Source organism: Sorlinia euscelidii (assembly GCF_036452135.1).
Classification (GTDB): Bacteria; Pseudomonadota; Alphaproteobacteria; order Acetobacterales; family Acetobacteraceae; genus Sorlinia; species Sorlinia euscelidii.
On record NZ_JAWJZZ010000003.1, the window covers coordinates 12,479 to 32,445 of the forward strand.

General features: G+C 59.4%; 6 protein-coding genes. All 6 read right to left on the bottom strand.

Going from position 1 to position 19,967, the window contains the following annotated elements; genetic code table 11:
* Positions 1 to 5: 5 nt before the first annotated feature.
* From CGLAMM_RS05800 to CGLAMM_RS05825, 6 genes are read right to left on the bottom strand one after another with little or no spacing between them, the layout of a single operon-like run.
* Entirely contained in the window at positions 6 to 809 is an 804-nt protein-coding gene (locus tag CGLAMM_RS05800; protein WP_394820119.1) for a 4'-phosphopantetheinyl transferase family protein, read from the bottom strand.
* Entirely contained in the window at positions 802 to 2,403 is a 1,602-nt protein-coding gene (locus CGLAMM_RS05805; protein WP_394820120.1) for a (2,3-dihydroxybenzoyl)adenylate synthase, read from the bottom strand. The genes CGLAMM_RS05800 and CGLAMM_RS05805 overlap by 8 nt, the downstream gene beginning before the upstream one ends.
* A complete protein-coding gene (locus CGLAMM_RS05810; RefSeq protein ID WP_394820121.1) occupies positions 2,396 to 3,181 on the bottom strand; it encodes a thioesterase II family protein in 786 nt (261 codons plus the stop codon). Before CGLAMM_RS05810 ends, CGLAMM_RS05805 begins: the two co-directional genes overlap by 8 nt.
* On the bottom strand, positions 3,178 to 4,284 hold the full coding sequence (locus CGLAMM_RS05815) for a Gfo/Idh/MocA family oxidoreductase (RefSeq protein ID WP_394820122.1): 1,107 nt from the start codon (positions 4,282 to 4,284) through the stop codon (positions 3,178 to 3,180). The genes CGLAMM_RS05810 and CGLAMM_RS05815 overlap by 4 nt, the downstream gene beginning before the upstream one ends.
* Positions 4,281 to 13,757 (bottom strand): SDR family NAD(P)-dependent oxidoreductase, encoded by a 9,477-nt coding sequence (locus CGLAMM_RS05820; RefSeq protein ID WP_418115476.1) that lies wholly within the window; start codon positions 13,755 to 13,757, stop codon positions 4,281 to 4,283. The genes CGLAMM_RS05815 and CGLAMM_RS05820 overlap by 4 nt, the downstream gene beginning before the upstream one ends.
* Positions 13,750 to 19,887, bottom strand: a complete 6,138-nt coding sequence (locus tag CGLAMM_RS05825) for an amino acid adenylation domain-containing protein (protein ID WP_394820123.1) — start codon at positions 19,885 to 19,887, stop codon at positions 13,750 to 13,752. Before CGLAMM_RS05825 ends, CGLAMM_RS05820 begins: the two co-directional genes overlap by 8 nt.
* Positions 19,888 to 19,967: the final 80 nt, after the last annotated feature.

Below are 19,967 nucleotides of genomic sequence, written 5' to 3' on the forward strand. Positions count from 1 at the left end.
GCGGGTCAGGAACGGCACCAGGTCACGACATGGTCCTCAAAAAATTGATATCGCACCGTGATGCGGCCTCCGCACCTCCAGCGAGAACTCCAGTCTTTCGTGAGGGCAAAAACCAGCGCCACGGGCGTGACGGAGGTGAGGGCGGCCGCGTCAAAATTCTCAAATTGAAGCGTGGCGGGGAAGAGGGCTTTGAAAAGCGCCTCTTTTGCGGAAAACACCAATGTGACGCCTGACGGGAAATCTCCTCTCTCCTGCATCAATCGCCACTCGCGGGGCGACGCCACCAGACTTGCAATATTATTTGCCGTTTCCATCCCGATGATCTGCTCAATATCCACCCCGATCGCGTCGCCGTCATTTTGCGGCGCAACGAGGCTGATCGCCCATGTCCGGCTGTGACTGATGCTCCCGACCCGGGAAGCGGGCCAATCGACCAGGCCGTTTTCGAGACGGTGCAGCGGCGCTGGGCCATCGAACCCGCCATCCCGCAAAGCCCTTAAGGCACAATAACGCCCCGCTAGAAAGGCGCGCCGACGCGTCAGATGCGCATCCTTGAAGGACGGCGGCAGCAGATTGGTTTCGCACGAGGTCTCCTGGACTTGGTTCAAGGCGATCATGCGCGCGGTGACGCCATTTTCCAGAATGAGCGGCGCCATGTCCCGGCATTGTTCAGCGCGCGGCACAATATCTCGCCATGCCGCATCATTCGGTATCGGGGACGTTTTCTCCGTCCCGCCGCGCGCCTGGGCGAGCGCGGCCGTGCAACCCGTGGGTTGAGACGACAATATTCGCCGTTGCAGATCACCCATGCCGCGCCTGCGCCAGCACGGCAAGTTTCTTGCGGTCAAGCTTGCCGACCGCGGTTTGCGGCCAGTGGGAGATCCATCCATATTGGTCTGGAATTTTATAGGCCGCCATACCGTTTTCCCGCAGAAATTCCCGAATGGCGATGTCGGTCAAGTCGCGGGACGCGCCTTTCAGGAAGGCGCAGATGCGTTCCCCAAGATGCGGGTCAGGCGCCGCCACCACCACGGCCTCTTCAATATCAGGGTGGCGCGTTAAGGCGGCCTCCACCTCCGCCACCGCAATCTTCTCTCCCGCGCGGTTGATCTGCTCCTTCAGCCGTCCCATGACAGTTATATTCCCGTCTGCATCCTGACATACGACGTCTCCCGTGCGGTAATAGCCTTCTGCCGTGAAGGATGAGACATTATGCTCGGCTGCGTTAAAATACCCACTGATTGTGTAAGGGCCGCGCGTGAGGAGTTCACCCGTTTCCCCTAGTGTCACCTCATGGTCGTCCGAATCGACAATCAAAATGTCATCTTCCCGCGACATGGGGCGTCCCTGCGTGTTGAGGATGACATGCTGGGCGTCATCAAGCCGCGTGTAACAAATCAGCCCTTCAGCCATGCCGTAAACCTGCTGGATCATGGTGCCGAAGAGCTGTTGCGCCTGCTTCACAAGCGCCGCATCAACCCGCGCCCCACCAATCTGAAGAAGCCTCAGGCTGGAGAGATCACTTCTTTCCCATTTCCGTGCCTCAATCCAAAGGCGCAGCAAAGGCGGCACGAGCGCGATGTGGGTGACGGATTCTTTTTCGATCAACGGCATGATTTCATCGCATGAAGCGGCGTTAGCCAGCACCACCCGGCCCCCGCGGGAAAGCACGCCGAGAATGCCGGGGCTGGAGAGGATGAAATTATGCGCACCGGGCAGGATGGCAAGATAGACGGTGGTTTCATCCACGCCCGCCATCTCAGCGGAACGTAGAAAAGTGAAAGCGTAATCCGCATGGGTGCGCGGGATGAGCTTGGGCGTGCCTGTCGTCCCGCCTGAAAGGAGGAGAAGGGCGAGATCGGTGAGGGCAGGCGGTTGCGGTGGATGGAAGGGCGCATCCAGCGCGGAAAGCTGCAAATAATCTTCAGGCACCTCAGCGCCATCCAGCACAATCAGTCTCAGACAAGGATGTGCCTGCTGAAGCGACCGGGCGAGAACCTCATATTGGAACCCATGAAGTTCCCGCGCGGCAAAATAAGCGACGGGCTGCGCATTGGCGACCAACGCGTTAAGATCGTGCGCTCTCTGTGCTGGCATAGCCATAATCGGATGGACGCCTAGGCGGAGCGCGGCCAGTAAAATTGTCACGAGGCCGATGCTGTTCGGCATCTGGACGAGGATGCGATCGCCTCTCACCAGCCCCGATTTTTGTAAGGCCCCGGCGAGGCGATCAACATGATGGTCCAGAGCGGCATAGGTCATGCGTTGATCGCCATGCACCAACGCGATGCGTGTGCCCCATTTACGCGCCCACTCTGTCAGCATCCCGCCGATCGGCGTTGTGAGGACGATGCCGTCTATGATGAGCGGCCTTGTGGCAGGGGCGAGATCGTGCTCAAGCATGATCAGCACCCGCCATCTTGACGACATGATCCGTATGGGCCGCGACGATGTGACCCAGAAATCCCTGTGGGTCACGTGTGGGATAAAAGTGATCGCCGGGAAATGTAGCGGATCGCACGAGGCGGTGGAGCCACGGTGTCCAGGCCAGGACTTCCTCCGTCAGCGCTTCATGATCATCCTCGCCTGAAATCAGCATGGCCGGCGTCTGAATGAGGCGTTTCACGTCATCACGCCTGTAGGATTCAGTCGCTGAGAAATCCGCGCGCAACATCGGCAGGAAAATTTCCAGAATCAGAGGATTATTTTTGACCATCTCGTTACAACCGCCAATCGCGACCAACATGTCGAGAAATTCCGCGTCATCCCGACCACTCAGCCTTGTGCGCGGTTGAAGATGCGGGGCATGACATCCGGACAGAACCAGCAAATCCGGTGACGTCCCCGCATCTTCCAGTCGGAGACATGTCTCAAAGGCGATCTGCGCGCCCATACTATGTCCGGCGAGGATAATGCGCCGATTTTTGAAACCGGCATGAAGGAGCGCGCCCGCGACTTCATCTGCCAGCGCGGTGACGTCATTGGTCAGTAGATCATCCATCCGGTGATCACGACCAGGGTAGGTGACCATGGCGATATGAAGCGATGGGGACATGACGTGTCGCCATTGCCGGAAAGCGCCAATCCCGACGCCGGCATGGGGGCACATGATCATGGTGAGATCTGAATGTGTTTCGTTGAGCGGTGTCAAACATCTGGGGTGCGTAATATTATTCATCATATTCTCTCCCATGCAGAAGACGTGGCGCACGGATTGATGTGCAGGGTTTCAGGCGGTGCGATATTGCGCTCACGCGCCGGGCCGGTGCGGAGCAGAATGGATTGCCACGCCGCGGCGACCTGAAATTGATGTGACGCGTGCGCATGTAACGATGCGTCCCCGCCATCCAGGATCGTGCAGATCGCCTCCAGCAGGCGTCGCACGCAGGTCGGGGCATCATGCTCAAAAATCTGCTGCCATGTTTCCGGCCCCTCATGCAGGATCTGCCGTGCGGGCAGTCTGAGGCGCAGACGTGTCTCAGGCGGGCCGTCATACAGAGTCGTGCTAGCCTCCAGATGAGCGGGGTCAAACCAGTTTCCCACCCAGATGACCGGGCCGTAACTTGAGGTGAGGCTGAGGTAACCCTCCTGCCAACCCAGCAATAACTGGTGCATGACCAGACTATGCATGTCCGGGTCGTCCGGATCGATATAGTTTTGCAAGGAGAGTGAAATGTCAGTCTGGCCACAGGTCAGGCGTAATGAGTCCGCATGAAGCCCGTTCAGAACCGACGCGGACGTTTCCGGCAGGGTGATCGGATGCGCCACGCCCTGAAGCAGGAGGTCCAGGCCGGAATAGAGTAATTGTCGGCTTGTGGTGAGGGTGGCGATCTGAGGGGGGCCGACGCGGCTCTGGATCTGACGGGCCGTGTCGATCCATATTTTCCCAGCTGTCGCACTGCTGTAAAAGCTGCTAACCCAGTAAACCCGGCACAGTTCGCGAGCCAGTTTCTGCAGGCGGGCGACTTCCTCCGGGTGAATGGGATGTTCCTGCACAACATGGAGGCCTCGGCGCATCAGGCTCTCCGCCAGGCGGGAGCCTTCACCCCCGACGATGGTGGAGCGCACAACGACGCAGGCAATGTCGATATCCTGCGGCACGTCCTCGAGGCGCGTATAAAGCGGCACCCCGAAAGCATGCGCGAGTTTCCGCGATCTTTCACTGCCATTGGCCATGATCCCGGCCAGGGTGACACCGGGCATATCATCAAGGAAGGCATTGGCGTAGATTTCACCAAATTTCGCACCGACGATCAGAATGCGGCGCGGGCGTCTTTCCGTCATGATACGGTGACTCCCAGCCAGTCATTGACGCATTTCGCCACCTCAAGCGCCCATTTTTCATGAAGCAGGAGAGACCAGTGATCTGTCGGCACTGTCTGATATTCCGCCTGCTGAAAATAAGGGGACCAGTCTTCCGCCGCATCCCCCCAATGTTGAGGCCGCGAGGCGGCGCGGATGCACAGGCAGCGTCGTGGGGGCTCAAAATCGATGACATGCCCCCGCAGTAATTTCAACAGACTCAACGTCTTTTGCAGCATCGCGTCGCTGATCGGGAATTTTCCGGCCAGTGTGTCGGGTCGCGCCGCCATCATGGCGTCGAGATCCTCACGCTGGGTCGCGCAGAAATCCGCTGCCAGAACCGGCTCAATCAGGATAAGGTCAACGCTCTTCCCGCGTCGTGAGAGGATCCGCGCACATGATTGCGCGAGGAAAGCGCCATATGACCAGCCAAGCAAGGTAAGTGTGCCGTCAATGCCGGTGGCCAATATGGATTCGGCATAGCGCATGGCGAGCCCGTCCAGGGTTTCAATCCCCGTCAGGGAGGCAAGCTCCAACCCGTAAGTCGTCGCTTCGAGATGCTGGGCGAGCGGCAGATAGGCCGCAACACCGCCATCAGAAGCATGGAAAACGAAGATATGCATTCTCGCCTCCTTCCGCGTGAGGGCAATCGGCGCGTGGCCGCGATGGGCTGCGGGCGGGGTGAGGGACGCGCAGAATGCGCGCAGTTGCGGGTTGGCGAAAAGCTGTTGCAGGCTGGCACCCTCAAACCCGGCACGGGCAAGATGGGCCACCACGCGGGTCGCGATCAAACTGTCCCCGCCCGCATCGAAAAAGTCACTTTCAGGGGAAATGGGCCGTCCCAGAAATTCCCGCCAGATTTTGAGTACGGCCTCCTCAATCTCGTTTGGGCGTGTATCGCAGGGCGGTATCGTCAGGTCGTAATGACCCGTTTCAGAAGTTTTACGGCATGGGGAATGCAGCGTCTCGCGCTGGCGCAGGGTCAAAGCGGGCAAGTCCGTGCCATGGCGCGCGCGTAAACGCTGCTTCAGCGTGGCAAAGTCCGGTCGATGGATGCGCGTGGCTGTCGCGAGGATCAGATGCTGGCGCAAAGGTGACGCGGCCTCCCCCGGGTAAGTGAGGGGGACGTCGAAACCATTCTGCTCCAGAAGCTCCCGCCAGCGCGGCATGGGGAGAAAGGCCTCATGGGTTTGATGACGGAAATCATGATAACCATTGAGACCCTCCAGAAAGCCGATCGTCGCCAGTTGGAGGGCGGAATGAGGTTCCGTCGCTTCGATGATGACGAAGGCCCCACCGGGTTTGAGCAGCCTGCCCATCCGGCGCAGCGTCCGGCCGATATGGGTGGCGTCATGAAGGACATTACCTGCGATGATCACATCATAACCCTCTTCAATTATAAGCCCGGCATCAGGCGGGGCATTAATGTCGAGGTGCTCAAAAGCCATGAAATCATGGCCGCCAAAAGCCCGTCGCGCTTCATTCAAAAAGAGCGCCGATATGTCGGTAAAGACATAACGGGCAATATGGTGTGCGATGGCGGGGAGGAGGGTGCGCGTTGAGGCCCCCGTGCCGCCGCCGATTTCAAGAATGGAGACGGGGGCGTCAGACGACTCAGCGAGATAGGCTGCGATGGTTCTGGCAACATTATGGAGATGTTGCGAGACAGGATTGGTCGCGTAGAAAACATCCATAATCCGATGTTGCTCATCATAAAGCAGATCCAGCGCATGCGCCTCACCGGTGAAGAGCCGACCATGGTGCGCCGTGCAGCGCGCAAGATAATCGAGGAGTTTCGCCACCCAGGCGGGGATGCCCGCCATGGGCACTTCTGTTTCAGGCGCCGCTTGTTCCTGAATCGCGGTGTAGATCCCTCCATCCTGTGTCAGTATGTGTGACGCGACGAGTTTCCGTAACCACTGCGCCAATAAACGATGATGCTTCGGTGTGATATTGAGCGCGCGCCTGATGTCGGTAAGAGCGTGCTTTTGATTGGCATGGGAGAAAAGACCGGCCTGACGCAAGGTGCGCATTAAAGCCGCAAGCGCACGGGTTTCAATGAGCGCCCAAGCCCGGCTGACCTCTTCGCACAGTTCTGTCGGGAGGGTCGGAAGAAGCGACGGAGGCGGCGTCGGAGCAGGGTGACGCGGTGTTTCGGGCGCGGCGACGAAATCATCCGTTACGACGTCAATCAAGCATTGATCCGGGACAGAGAGGTCCACCTGCGCCCGCGCAATGCCTGGTAGGCTGCGCATGTCGTTTTCGATCGTCCGACAAAGGCGGGTCGCCACGTCTTCACCGCCTCGCCAACGCGATACGGGGTCATACCAATGCCCGTCAGGGTGAAGGGCGCTAAGGACTGTCTCTTCCATCAGTTCCGGCTTTTCAGCCAGGCCACGCAGCAAGTGGGTGTAGGTCGCGAAAGCGTCGGCACAAAAATTTTCAGCAAGGACATCATCCATGCCATACCAGTTGAAAACCAGCGCCCCTTCAATCTCCATCACCTGATGGTCGAGCCAGACTTGCGGCGTCTGAGTAAAAACATGGGTGGGGTCGCCGAGAAAACTCTGCATGGCCTGGTCAATATTCAGGCCGTCCAGCGTCATCCCCAACATGCTGGTAAAGACAACGGGCATTTGCGGCGCCTGGGAATAACCTTGAATTTTGGTCAATTCGCGCAGAAGCTCGACGCCATTGACCTCTTTATGTTGTAAAGCGGCCTGAAGTGCTTTCTGCGCGCGCAACATATCGCTGCGAAGGTCACGCTTCTCCCTGAGATCAAAGGCCATGAGCAGGACCGACGTGAAATCCCCGATCACCTGATCAATTTCCTCATGCACGGCCTGACGGTCAAACATGGTGAGGTTAAGGGTGAATTCCGGCTGCCGCGCCCAGATTTCCAAGGTGCGCGCAAATAATGTCAGGAGGCCAGCGGAGGGCGTCACCCCCCAATCTCTCCAGCGCGCCTTGAGGGCCTGCCAGTCTTCCGCCTCGATGCGTCCCGTCAGCGTCACAAGTCGGGGCCGGGTGGGCTGATTTCCGGTATTGAGCGGCAAAGCGGGGGACGGAGGCAGGTCGTAAAGGCGGTCGCACCAGTAAACCCAATCTGCCTGCCATGCGTCACTTTCCCGCCGCGCGGCCTCTGCCATGACATAATCTCGGAAAGTGATCGAGAGCGTCGGCAGGGTTTCACCCCGATAGGCGGCGGCGAGGTCATCCATCATGATTTTCAGGCTGCGCACATCGAATAAAAGGAGATCGAGATGCAGGTGCAGTCGGTATCGGTGCGCATCACATGTCGACATGGCGATGTCGAAGAGAGGCCAGCGATCCGTTGGCAGCACGCGAGATGAAAGCGCCTCCCGAAATGTCAGAAGATCTTCCTCACATTGCGCTGGGGTCAGGCCGGTCAGGTCGCGTTGGGTCGGGGTATAATAAGGGACTGATTCAAGGACGCGTTGCTGGCCGTCAGCTTCAATCACGATGCGCAGCATGTCATGACGCCGGATCAAAGCGTTCCATGCCGCCGTGAAGCGATCCGGGTCAATCTGACGGCGGTCAAGATCCCACTCGAAAAGAATGTGACAGGCAATCCCGCCATAGGCAATAAGCTCCGTTCGGCCCACCCAGTAAGCATGTTGGATCGGCGTCAGCGGAAAGGGGGCAAAGCGGTGATCATCATCATGTTGCAGATGGATGGTGGCGGGCGGGGAAATCTCCACATGGCGCGACGCGTGGAGAGATTGCGCGATGGCGTTGATCGTCTTTCCCGTATCGATCATGCGCGCGTCGAGGCGTTGATTAATGCGCTTCTCAATAAGGCTCCGTAATTCGAGCAGAAGGAGAGAGTCCACGCCTAGTTCAACCAGGGTTCTGGTGCGATCAATCTCTGTGAAATCGGGCAGGCGCAAAAGCGTCCCGATCATGCGGGCCAGCCAGTTCTCCGCCTCCGCCTCGGTCGCAAAATGGACGGGTGGATCATCCTGTTTGGTGGGCTGGGATGGAGGGCGTCGCGGCGGGGCGGCGTTGACAAGGTCACGGTGAATGTCATTCAGCGCGTCAGGGATCAGGCGCATCGCCAGGCGATTCCGCCGGGACCGCATCACCGCCTGCTCAAGGTGCCAAAGCCCTTCGCCCGGTGCAATCAACCCCATACCCTGCGCGGCCAAACGGCTCTGGAGCCCGTCATCATCGGCCCTGCCATAACCGCGCCAGGCACCCCAGGCGATGGATATGACTTTTAGCGCCGTGTCGCTTCGATGCGCTTCCGCCAACCCATCGAGGAATCCGCAGGCAGAAGCATGGGCCGCCTGTCCAGCCGTGCCCATCGCTGCCGCCGCGGAGGAATAGAGGAGGAGGTAACGACCGCCATGCGCGGCCAGCCAGCTTCGCAACGCGGCAGAAGCTTCCGCTTTGACAGCCCAGACACGCTTGAACGCTGTCTCATCCACGTCCGGGATAAGCTCGTCCGCGATCAGCCCGGCCGCATGGATGACGCCGGCAACACCGCCTTCCGCCGCGAGTTCTTCAAGCGCATCGGTGAGTTGTTGGTGATCCGCCACATCGCAGGGCAGCCAGCGCAATGTCGCGCCATAGGATATCCGCATCTTTTCTAGGAACGCCCGCCAATCTGCGGGAGCCCGCGGCGCCAGGATCGCGATCTGCGCAGCATGATGCGCGGCCAGCCAGGCAATCGTCACGCGGCCAAGCCCGCCAAAACCACCTGTGACAACGTGCCACCCCGGAATATCAAATGCGGATGGGGGTAGTGGTTGGGCGTTCGCGGCAAGCGGCACAATACAATGTCGCCTCGCTAAGCCATCCCTCACCATGACGAAGCGCACACCCCCCTCAACGCCGCGTAAACCGGTGAGGAGATCCGCCGCTTCTGACAAATGATCGAGATCGATGATCGCGATTTTCAGCTGGGGACATTCCTGCATTGCGACTTTGATCAGCCCCCACACGGCGCGTTGCGTCGGTTGGACGGGGGCGTCGAGACCATGTGACCAGGCATTTCGGGTGACGATCACGAGCGGGGTGGCGGCCCTCTCGGCGAGATGGTGCTTCACCGTCTGTAATACCGTGAGCGGATCCGTTTTTCCGACGCGCAAAAGGTGGATTATCATGCGCGACTGAAAATCCACCGTGCCTTCGCCCTGCGCCCATAAAGCTTCCAATGGTGAGATGTTGGCATCGGTAATGGAGGATTTACCAGTCGGAGGCGTCACGTCCTCCCAACCCACTTCATATTGCGTTGGTAAAGATGGTGTCGGCAATGGCAGATCGGCTGTTACATGGCCGGGAAGGATTATCTGCCAGGCACCGGATGGATCTTCCGCCTCTATTGAAAGCCGTCCCCGTCCGAAGGGCATCGCGCACCAGGCCAGCCTGACGCGCCCAATGGGGTGGGTGGGCGCCGGGTAGCGGATGATTTCCGGTTCATCCGCCTCACCGCCATGCAGTCGATTTAAGGCGCGCGCTGCTTCGATGAGGCGTTGATTCCAGAGCGATGGATCGGCGTTACATCCTGACCAGTCCGCCAGATAAAAACCGTCTGACGTTAAGGGCGTACCGAGAACAGGATGCTGCGTCGTCATTGGCGCTGGCAGGCTTGGCGATGACTCAATCGGGCAGGTGGCGAGGATGATATGCTCGCCCATTTCCGCCGTTTCCGTGCCATCATCGGGCAGCCAGTCGATCCGGGCAAAACCGGCTGCGCGGCATTGCTTTCGCCAAAGCTCTTTCGTCAGGAAAACCTGGCCATCACGCGCTTCAAGGTCAAGAAGGGGTGAGACCAGCGGTCCGAACACGAAATCAAACAACCGCATGGGCTGTGTGATTTCCCGCAGGAGGAGGTGACCGCCCGGTTTGAGGAGGGACCGAAGTCGCGTCAGCGTATGCCCGACATGATCCGTCGCATGTACGACGTTGGCGGCGATGATAAGGTCGTAAGTGCCAGCCTCGAAGCCCTGCTTATCGGGGTCTTTCTGTAAATCCAGCACGCCATAATGCATGAAAGGATAGGCGGCGAATTTCTCCTCCGCGCGCCGGGTGAAAACCGGCGACACATCCGTAAAATGGTAATGGACCTGATCTATCGCGCTGATCGCCGCAACCATGGCGCTGGTTGTGCCGCCCGTCCCGCCACCAACCTCCAATATGTGGAAGGTTTGGGGACGTCCGCTTTCCTGCCGCAACATGCCCGAAAGGATTGCGGCGGCAATTTCATTGAAGTAACGCCCGAAACTGAAATCCTGATAAAGAACTTCCACGCCGCGCGACTCCCCTTCGGGGAAGATGATCTCGACCGGTGCCACCTGCCCGCGCAACATATCGAATAATTGCGCGCCCGCGCGTTCAACAGTGGCCGGGATGGCATGCAGGCCCTCACAGCATGCGGCGAGTTCACCGAGCAGTTCAGCGCAGGAAGCGTGCGGGATGATGTCGGGCCGGGCGGGTCGGTAACGCTCACCTGATCGCTTGAAGTAACCGTCCTCAACGCACGCCTCGATCATTCGGCCCAGCAATTGCCGGTATCGTGGCAAAAGCCGCCCGCCGCGCAGGATTTCGGAGAAAGTGACGCCGTCCTCCCGCCACGCGCCGATGCAGCGAAGGATGAGCCGATCGAGGTAAATGGCGTGGAGGATGCGCGCGCAGTCATAAAGCTTTTCAAGGCGGGGGAGCTCAAGCGAGGTGGCGCGTGACAGCGCCGTGTGACGCCCCTGATCAAGCCCGACACGTAGACGCGGAGTATCGGCTGGCTTGTTCTGCGCGTCCTCTCCAGCATCCCGCCAGTGACGTGTACGGTCGAACGCGTAAAGTGGGGCATGGATGCGGCGGCCTGAAATGGCGAAGATCTGCCGCCAATCCAGGTCAATCGCCGCGGTGAAGAGGGCGCATTGCGCCTCTTCCAGCTTCTCCGCGGCGGAGACGTGGCGCTGGGCGGAGGCGATCCAACGATGGGAGGTCGGATGATCACCCTGCGCGATCCGGGTCAGGATCGCATCCGGGCCGATTTCCAGAAATACATCTGCGCCGGCCTGCATGGCTTTATCAATGGCTTCCCTGAAGCGGACAGGTTCCCGCAGGTGCCGCCCCCAGAAGCCGTGCCTGTTAAGGTCCTCACCCGATATGACATCACCATGACAGGTTGATATCAGCTTGACCTCGCCATTCCGCGCTTTTAATTTGAGGGCTTCCGCGTTGAACCGGTCCAAAATCGGGTCCATGAGTCGGGAATGCGCGGCCCCGGCAATGGGCAGGTGGCTGGAGGGGGTGCCGTCCTGCGCGAGGGCGGCGGCCAGTCTCTCGATCGCGTCGACTGACCCTGAAAGCACAAACTGTGCCGCACCATTGATGGCGGCGATGTCGAGCCCGAACCGCTCTGCCCAGTCTCGGGCCGCGTCTTCCCTGATATGCAGGCTGATCATCCCGCCTTTTTCAGCCGCGTCCATCAGGGCGCCGCGATGGCAGAGAAGCGGCATGACGGCTTCCAGATCCAGCATGTCCGCGATGACGGCAGCCGCATATTCCCCGACCGAATGGCCGATGACGATGTCCGGGCGTAATCCGCGCGCGCGCCAATGGGCGGCCATGGCGATCTCAAAGGCGACAATGGCTGGCTGCGCGTACCGCATTTCCGAGAGGCGTGCGCCTGCATCCCCTAACAGCACCTCACGCAATGAAATGGGCAGGACTGCATCGCAGGAAGCGATGCAGCGCGCCAGCATGGCGGCGAACGCCGGTGACGCCTCGACATAGTCGCGCGCCATTGCCGGCCAGTGCGCGCCCTGACCGGTGCAGAGAAACGCGATTTTCCCGTGCGCTTTGTCACCATAATGCAGCCCATCGGGATGGGCCCCTTCCGAGAAGGCTTTCAGGGCGTTGCGGCTGTCCCCATAAAGGCGCAAGGCCATGCGGTGCCGCAAATTAAGCTGCCGCGCCATCAGCGCCGTATAAGCGATATTTTGAGGGCTCTCACCGTCGAGCGCCTCAGCGTATTGGTTGCAAAGCCGCCGCAAAGCGGATTCAGACGCTGCGCTCATTAATAAGACGGGGGGTTGTTTTTCAAAGGCCGCTGACGGTCCCCTCTCCTGGTGCTGCGGCGTGATATTTCTTAATTTATCGGGTAGGGAGCCGATGATGACGTGGCAATTTGTCCCCCCGATGCCGAAAGATGAAATTCCGGCATGTCGCGGCGTGGATGACCAGGGCAGAGTCGTCATCGGGACATGGAAAGGCGATTCATCGAGACGCAAAGCCGGGTTGGGCGTCTCAAAATGGGCGGAACGCGGGATTATGCCGCGCGCAACGCACATGACAGCTTTCAGGAAACTGACAATCCCGGCAGCCGTGTCGAGATGACCGAGATCACCCTTCACGGAGCCCAACGCGCATCTTGACCCATCCTGACGGACACCAAACACCTCCCGAAGCGCCTGGACCTCAATCGGATCACCCAGGGGGGTGGCGGTGCCGTGGGCTTCGATCAAACCGATATGATCCGGTGAGAGCCCGGCAACCGCCATGGCCTCCCTGATGACACGTTTCTGACCGGAGACGGAGGGTGCGGTGAAGCCGGCTTTAGCGGCGCCATCATTATTGACGGCATTGCCGCGAATGACAGCGATCACCGGGTCCCCGTCCCGCAGGGCATCGCTGAGGCGGCGTAATGTGACGCTGGCCACGCCGTGCCCCGGAAAAGTGCCATTCGCATTCCGGTCAAAGGGGCGGCACTTCCCATCCGGTGAAAAGATCATTCCAGGCTGGTGCAGATAGCCCCCGGGCTGGGGGAAGGAGATCGCGACGCCCCCCGCCACCGCCATGTCACATTCGCCAGCCCGTAGACTTTCACAAGCCAGATGCACCGCGACGAGGGAGCTGGAACAAGCCGTCTGCACCGTCAGGGCAGGGCCGGAGAGATTAAGTTTATAGGCGACGCGCGTGGCCAGATAATCCTTATCATTGCCCATGAGTGATTGCAGGCTCTTCACCTGCCCAGCCTCTAACGGGTCAATCCGACGCTGACCGGGATAAGTGCTGACGCGTGTCGCCCCGTAAATGCCGGTTCGGAAGGAGATCTCGCGCGGTGCGTAACCGCCATGCTCAATAGCGTGCCAGACGGATTCGAGAAACAGGCGCTGCTGCGGGTCGATAAGTTCAGCCTCCTGCGGCGAATAGCCGAAGAACGCCGCATCGAACGCCTCGACATCCGCAATAGAGCCACGCAGCTTTACGTAATTCGGAGCCGAAATAGCTGCGTCAGGCTGTAATGGCGGCAGGGACGGCTTTTCGTCCGAAATTATCAAATCCCAGAAGGCCTCGCTGTCAGGCGCATCGGCCAGGCGGCAGGCATAGCCGATCACCGCGATCGGATCACAATCGCCGTAATGTTCCTGAATCGCGTCTTCAAGGGTTTGGGGGGCGGATTGATTGATGAAGGGTTTATCCATGGTGATTATCCCGATCCGCTGACATCATGCTGCCAGCGCGGCGCTGCATGCTTATATTTCGACGGTTACGCGTATGGCGATCGGCGTCGGCGGGAGGGGCCGGGGCGACCTCCATCTCCCTGAGGTGAAGGGCGAGTTCCTGAGGTGAGGCGTGGCTGAAGAGATCTGTGACTGTCAGATCCGGGTAACCAGCATCCCGTAATAATCTGTGGAATTGCACGAGATGAAGCGACGTGCCGCCACTATCAAAGAAATTCTGACGCGGCGATATGACGTGCCCGCTGATCCCCTCAAAGGCCTGGCAAAGCCAATTGAGGAAGGCGGGGTTCAGGCGATCAAGCTGGTTTTCATTTCGCTGCGGGGGCGTGGTTATTTGCAGAACTGCGTTTTTGTGGCGTGCCGCGTCCTGCGGCGGGACGCCGATCAACAGGGACATGGGCGCTTCCCAAATCGCGTCCTCATGCACAAGCTGTGACAGAAGATGGCAATAAGCGCCGAATTGGGCTTCCAGCATGGCCGGGTCGAAAAGCGCTTCCACGACGTCCCAGTTAAAGTGCAGCCTGTCGTCCGCCTCATAAACCTGATGATCAAGCCAGATCTGCGGCGTTTGGGAAATGCCGCCGCGCGGCTTTAGAAAAGCGCTTTCGGACAGGAAGTGTCCGTCCGAAACGCCGATGGCGCTTGTGAAGACAACGGGCATGGAAGCCGATGCCTGGTCCAGAGACGCGGCAAGCTGGCGCATTACCCAGATCGCCGACACATCACGATGGGCGAGATCCTGCCCCAGGCGTCGCTGTAATGCGATCAGTGTTGTGCGCCAATCCGCGCCGGGCGACCATTCAAGAAGCAGGAGGGACGTGAAATCCCCCAAAATGCGGTCAATCTGCGGGTGGATGGGCGTTCGGTCAAATAATGTCAGGTTCAGCGTGTGCTTTTGCGTCTGACTCCATCGCGAGAGGCTCGTGCAGAAGGCGGCGAGCAGCACAGTTGAGGGCGTAACGCAATTTTCGGCGGCGCGGCCTTTCAGTCGCGACCAGTCCTGGGGGGTGAGGCTGGATGACAGGCGTCTGAAAACCGGGCGGTATAAGTGCGCCGGGTCGCTTCTGAGCGGCAAAGGTGGCGCTGGGGGAAGGAGAGGCAGGCGCGCACGCCAATATTGGCGTGACCGGGGGGCGGGTTTCTGCAACGCCTGATAAACTCTGTAATCCCGGAAGGTGATGGTGGGCGCTTCGGTGTGGGTTGCGCGACCCGAATAAAGATCATCCAGCTCCGCCAGGAAAATCTGCATACTCATGCCATCCAGCATAAGATTATCGAGTGTCATGAAGATCCGGGTGATGTCGCCCCCGTCTGAGGCGGCCTGAATGTCAAAAACCGGCCAGTTTTCAGGGTTCAGAAGCTGATGGGAAAGCGCGTCCCGCCAGTCTCTCAGTTCCCGGGAGTCGAGGCTGGGGAAAATCCGACGATTGAGCCTGTAAACCGGGACATGCTCAAGAACACATTGCTGCGTGCCCCGCACCACGCAGCGTAACATGTCATGCCGCCTGATAAGGTGGTTCAGCGCGTGCTCAAATTTCTCAACATCCAGATGGGTGACGTCGAACGCCATGAAAAACTGAGACCCTACTCCGCCCAACGCAAAATCGGGTTGTCGCCCGACGAGGTAAGCCTGCTGAACATCGGAAAGAGGGAAGGGCACGTAGCGATTGGCGTCATCGGGCGTCAGCGTCGCCGTTTCTGCGGCAGCTCGCGTCAAAGTTGCGGCAAATTCGGACAGGATAGGGCGCTCAAACAGCATGTTGAGCTGCGCCTCATAGCCCTCTTCAGCCAGGGCGCCGATAAGGCGCGTCGCGAGCAAACTATCGCCCCCGATGGCGAAGAAGTGACTGTCGCGCGTGACGTCCGGCAATTTAAGGAGGGTCTTCCAAAGCGCGGCGACGCAGGCTTCCGCCGCGTTGCACGTCTGCGGGGCAGGCGTTAGCGGACTGGCGGGCGCGTCTCTCCGCCGGGCGATCTTCAGCAAAGCGGCGTGGTCAATTTTCCCATTCGGGGTCAGCGGCCATGCGTCGAGGAAACGGATCTGGCGCGGGATCATATATTCCGGCAATTTCCGGGCGACGCGGGCACGCAGCGTGCCGATATCCGGCCATTGACCGGCGTCGGCGCGGCGGAGGATCAGGCAATTCTGATCACCCATCCGCACCGTATCCTCGCAGATCAACCCGCGCGCTGCCAGACGCTGCCGCCATTCCTCGCCATTGATAATCCGTTCAGCCAGGCTGTGACCGCCATTGAGTAAATCCGCACTCACGCAGGCGACAGGCGGCAGAACGGCAAGTTCAACGACAAATATCAGCGCGCCGGGCCGCGCCACATGTATCACCGCGTCCAGACCAGCCGCGTCCAGACGATGAAGGGCGTTATTAACGAGGACAATATCGGCCTGTCCCGCGAGTTCCGCGCGGGTCTCGTCGTGCCAGCGCATGAATTTCAGCTGCGGATCGCGCGCGGGTCGCGCCTCCGCCCGGTAGATCATTTCCGCCGAATCATCGGTAGCAATGTAATGCGCGCTCCCCGCAGGCAGGACGCTTATGAGGTATTGCGCGGTCAGGCCGCTGCGCGCCCCGATTTCGACGATGAGCGGAAGGCGATGGATGCGACGGGTAATTCCCGGCATGGCGTCCGAGAGCCAGCGCAAGGCTTCTTTTGTGCCCGGCAGCGCCAGCAGCTGCATTTCCGGGGCCCAGTTTTCATCATCAAGGAGGGTGTTCGGCGAGGCCGCGCCGGTCAATATGGCGTGCAAAAGGTGATGCAGCGTTTCAAAATCCCGTAAGGGCGCGGCAACAGGCGCTGACACCTCGGCACAAATGGCGGCCCATTGCTGAAACATCGGTAAAAAATGCGGGATGGCACCGTATTTTGCGCACGCTTCTGCCGGGTCCGACAGATCATCCAGGGATAACCCTTTCAGACCGAAATGCCCTGCGATGAAGTCCCGGACCTCTGCGCATGATCGCGCCCTGTTTGAGGCGGGTATGGGCGACGCGATTGTTCTGAAGCAGCTCTTATAAATAGCGTGCGCAGACGCGGCGTTTTCAGAGGAGGAAGTTATTTCATCCGGGGCGGGGATGAGGAAGCTGATCAGTGACCTGTCACGCCCCTCTGTCGCCAAAGTCAAGCTCTGCCTTATGCCGGGCAAGGCTGAGAAAGCGACGTCTATTTCGGCTAGTTCAATCCGATAGCCGCCAATCTTGACCTGCCTGTCACGCCTTCCGAGGAACTCCAGCGTGCCGTCGGGCCAATAGCGGCTCATATCGCCGGTTTTATACCAGCTTTCACGGTCATACTGGACAAATTGCGCCGCTGTCCGGGTGGGGTCGTTGAGATAGCCCATCGCCACACCCGCCCCGCCAATCCAGAGTTCTCCCGATACCCAGTCAGGGCAATCGCGCCCGTTATAATCGACGACACGGAATTTCTGATTTGTCAGCGGCTGGCCGTAAGGGATGGAGCGCCACGATGGATCAATTTCGCCAATTTCAAAATGGTTGGACCAGATCGCTGCTTCCGTCGCCCCGCCCAGCGCGAGGAGACGTCCCTGCGCATTGAAGGCGTGATAACGGCCCGTGAGACCAAGCCCGATCCAGTCGCCGGACAGCAGGGCGACGCGCAGCATCGCCGGGGCGCGCGATTCAAATCCCTCGGCATATGTAATCAGCATATCGAAAAGTGACGGGACTGAATTCCATACGGTGATGTTGTGGTGGGCGATCAATGTGCACCAGGTGCCGGGGTCTCGGCGCTCCGCCTCATCAAGCATGACGATGGCAGCGCCTGCGGAGAGCGCGCCGAAAATATCGTAGACGGAAAGATCGAAATACAGCGCGGCCAGGGCGAGAATTCTGTCAGAAGGGGTCAGGCCGATCCGTTGATTAATATCCGCGCAACTATTAAGCGCCGCGCGGTGGGAGATCATCACGCCTTTCGGCACACCTGTTGAGCCCGAAGTGTAAATAACGTAAGCCAGCGCGTCATTGGGGATGTGGACAATCTCATCAAGCGGTGCGCAATCCTGCGTCTTTTCCCAGGGGACATACTGGCATCCCGGATTGTCCCACCCATCATACGCGGTAGATGTCAGCATCATGCTGATCCCGGCCTGCTGCAAGATGGTCTTCAGACGATCTTCCGGTTGATCATAAGCGAGGGGGACGTAAGCCGCCCCGACCGACAGGATGGCCAGAACCGACACGACGTGGCCCACGCCGCGCGCCATACAGATGGCGACCCTGTCTCCCGGTTTGACGCCCGCTTCCAGTAAATAGCGCGCGCAGCGGCGGGCCATGAGGTCAAGGTCGCCATATCGCGTCTCCTGTCCACGATGAATTACGGCGATGGCTTCCGGCTGCGACACCGCCCGGCGGTAAAAACCGTCATGGAGCGTGTTTTGCGGCAGAGGACCGCGAACGTCATTCATTTCAGCCCTGATGCGGCGCTGCTTCTCCGGGAGCAGATCGGGCAGGGGGCGATCCCATGAGGCGGCGTCAGCCGCCAGGGCTTCGATAAGTGCCACATAGGCCCCGAACATGGCCTCCACCATCCCGGCGGGGAATATCGTGTCCGCACTGTCCCATTGCAGACAGACAGTATCGGAGAGTCGATAAGCCAGGTGGTCGATTGAAACCTGAGGGGTTTGTGACACACCCCAGCCGGGGCTTCCGACAGTGCTGGCCGGGTCTTCCCCAAAAAGGGGGTCGCCTAACGCACCTGTAAACACAATCGGGGCACCCTGTGGATGTTGCCCGCGCTTGCGCAAATCCCGCAGGATCTCGACGCCGGAATAATCCCGAAATTCCCAGGATGTCGTAAAACCATCGATATTCTGCCGGACCAGATCCGAGAAACTTTCACCCTCAGCCGCCATATCGACCAGAATGATTTTCGTGAAATCACCGATCATGGACGTGACATCAGGATGGAACGGCTGCCGATCAAAAATCGGGACATTCAGAAGCAGGCGTGGCTGGTTGCTCCAACGCGCCATAACCAGGGCAAACGCGGTCGCGAGCGCCATGGTCGGCGTAAAACCGCGGCGTGAAGCTTCGTCGGAGAATCGTGCCCAGAGCTGCGCATTCAGCACATGTTTTCGCCGGTGGCGCGTCACCGTTCCGGCAGTAATCGCTGTTTCCATCATCGGCAGAGCCGGGGCGGGTGGCAGGTTATCAAGCTGGCCCTGCCAATAAGTGCGGGCGCGCGCCTTTGACGTTGCGTCATGGGAGGCGGCCTGTGCCAGATAGGCGCGGAAATCATATTTCCGGTCAAGGGGTGGGAGGGTGTGGCCCGCGAGCAGGGCGGCCAACTCGCGGAACAAGATACTGAAACTCGCCGCGTCAAGAATGAGAAGGTCAAGATCGACGTGCAGACGATGACGGTTTTCCGGCAGAAGCGTTAATTGAAAGTCAAAGCAGGCGCCGTTTTCGACATCCAATAAACGGTGGCCGTAAGTGGTGCGCATCGTCGCGGCATGGGCGGCGCACTGTTGCGGTGAAGCTTTGCGAAGGTCGTAAGTCCTTGCCCCGGTCCAAAAAGGCGGTCCGATCCATCTTTGCGCACCGTCTGAGCTGATCGCGACATTCAACATCGGGTGACGATGGATGAGCGTTAATATGGCGTGATCAAGCGTGTCAGGGGTGAGGCCGACACCGTCAAATTCCTGGTAAAGATGACACCCGACGCCGCCAAGCGGCTGAGTTGGTCCCCGCCCGACGAGGTAAGCATGCTGGATATCTGTCAAGGGGAAAGCCGCGCCGTCCAGCATTGTCGGCCATGAAGACGGCGCGTCATCCGGCAAGCGCGGTTGAACGACGGCGAGATCCCTGATCAGGCGGGACCAATCTTTGAAAGAGGGTTTTGCGAGAAGCTGTTTCAGCGTCACACCATGCCCCGCCACGCGAAGCTGGTTGACGCACGCCATCGCGCGGAGAGAATCAAGCCCGAGCATCAACAGATTATCTGCGGCGATGATGTCTTTAGGGGGGATACGCAGTTCCGTCGCAAGCCAGCTGACAATGTCATTCAGGGCGGGCAGGCAAGGCACATCGCCTTCCGGCAGTGACGCAATAATTGACATATTCTGCAAATCCCTTGTTCTTATAATAATGATAATTATTCGCAATTTAAAAGCGGCGTTCAGCACAGGGCGGTTTTGCC

Excerpts from the sequence above, each read along its gene's own strand:
- CGLAMM_RS05810 (WP_394820121.1), bottom strand. The coding sequence starts at position 3,181 with ATGATGAATAATATTACGCACCCCAGATGTTTGACACCGCTCAACGAA.
- CGLAMM_RS05805 (WP_394820120.1), bottom strand. The coding sequence starts at position 2,403 with ATGCTTGAGCACGATCTCGCCCCTGCCACAAGGCCGCTCATCATAGAC.
- CGLAMM_RS05820 (WP_418115476.1), bottom strand. The coding sequence starts at position 13,757 with ATGGATAAACCCTTCATCAATCAATCCGCCCCCCAAACCCTTGAAGAC.
- CGLAMM_RS05815 (WP_394820122.1), bottom strand. The coding sequence starts at position 4,284 with ATGACGGAAAGACGCCCGCGCCGCATTCTGATCGTCGGTGCGAAATTT.
- CGLAMM_RS05800 (WP_394820119.1), bottom strand. The coding sequence starts at position 809 with ATGGGTGATCTGCAACGGCGAATATTGTCGTCTCAACCCACGGGTTGC.
- CGLAMM_RS05825 (WP_394820123.1), bottom strand. The coding sequence starts at position 19,887 with ATGTCAATTATTGCGTCACTGCCGGAAGGCGATGTGCCTTGCCTGCCC.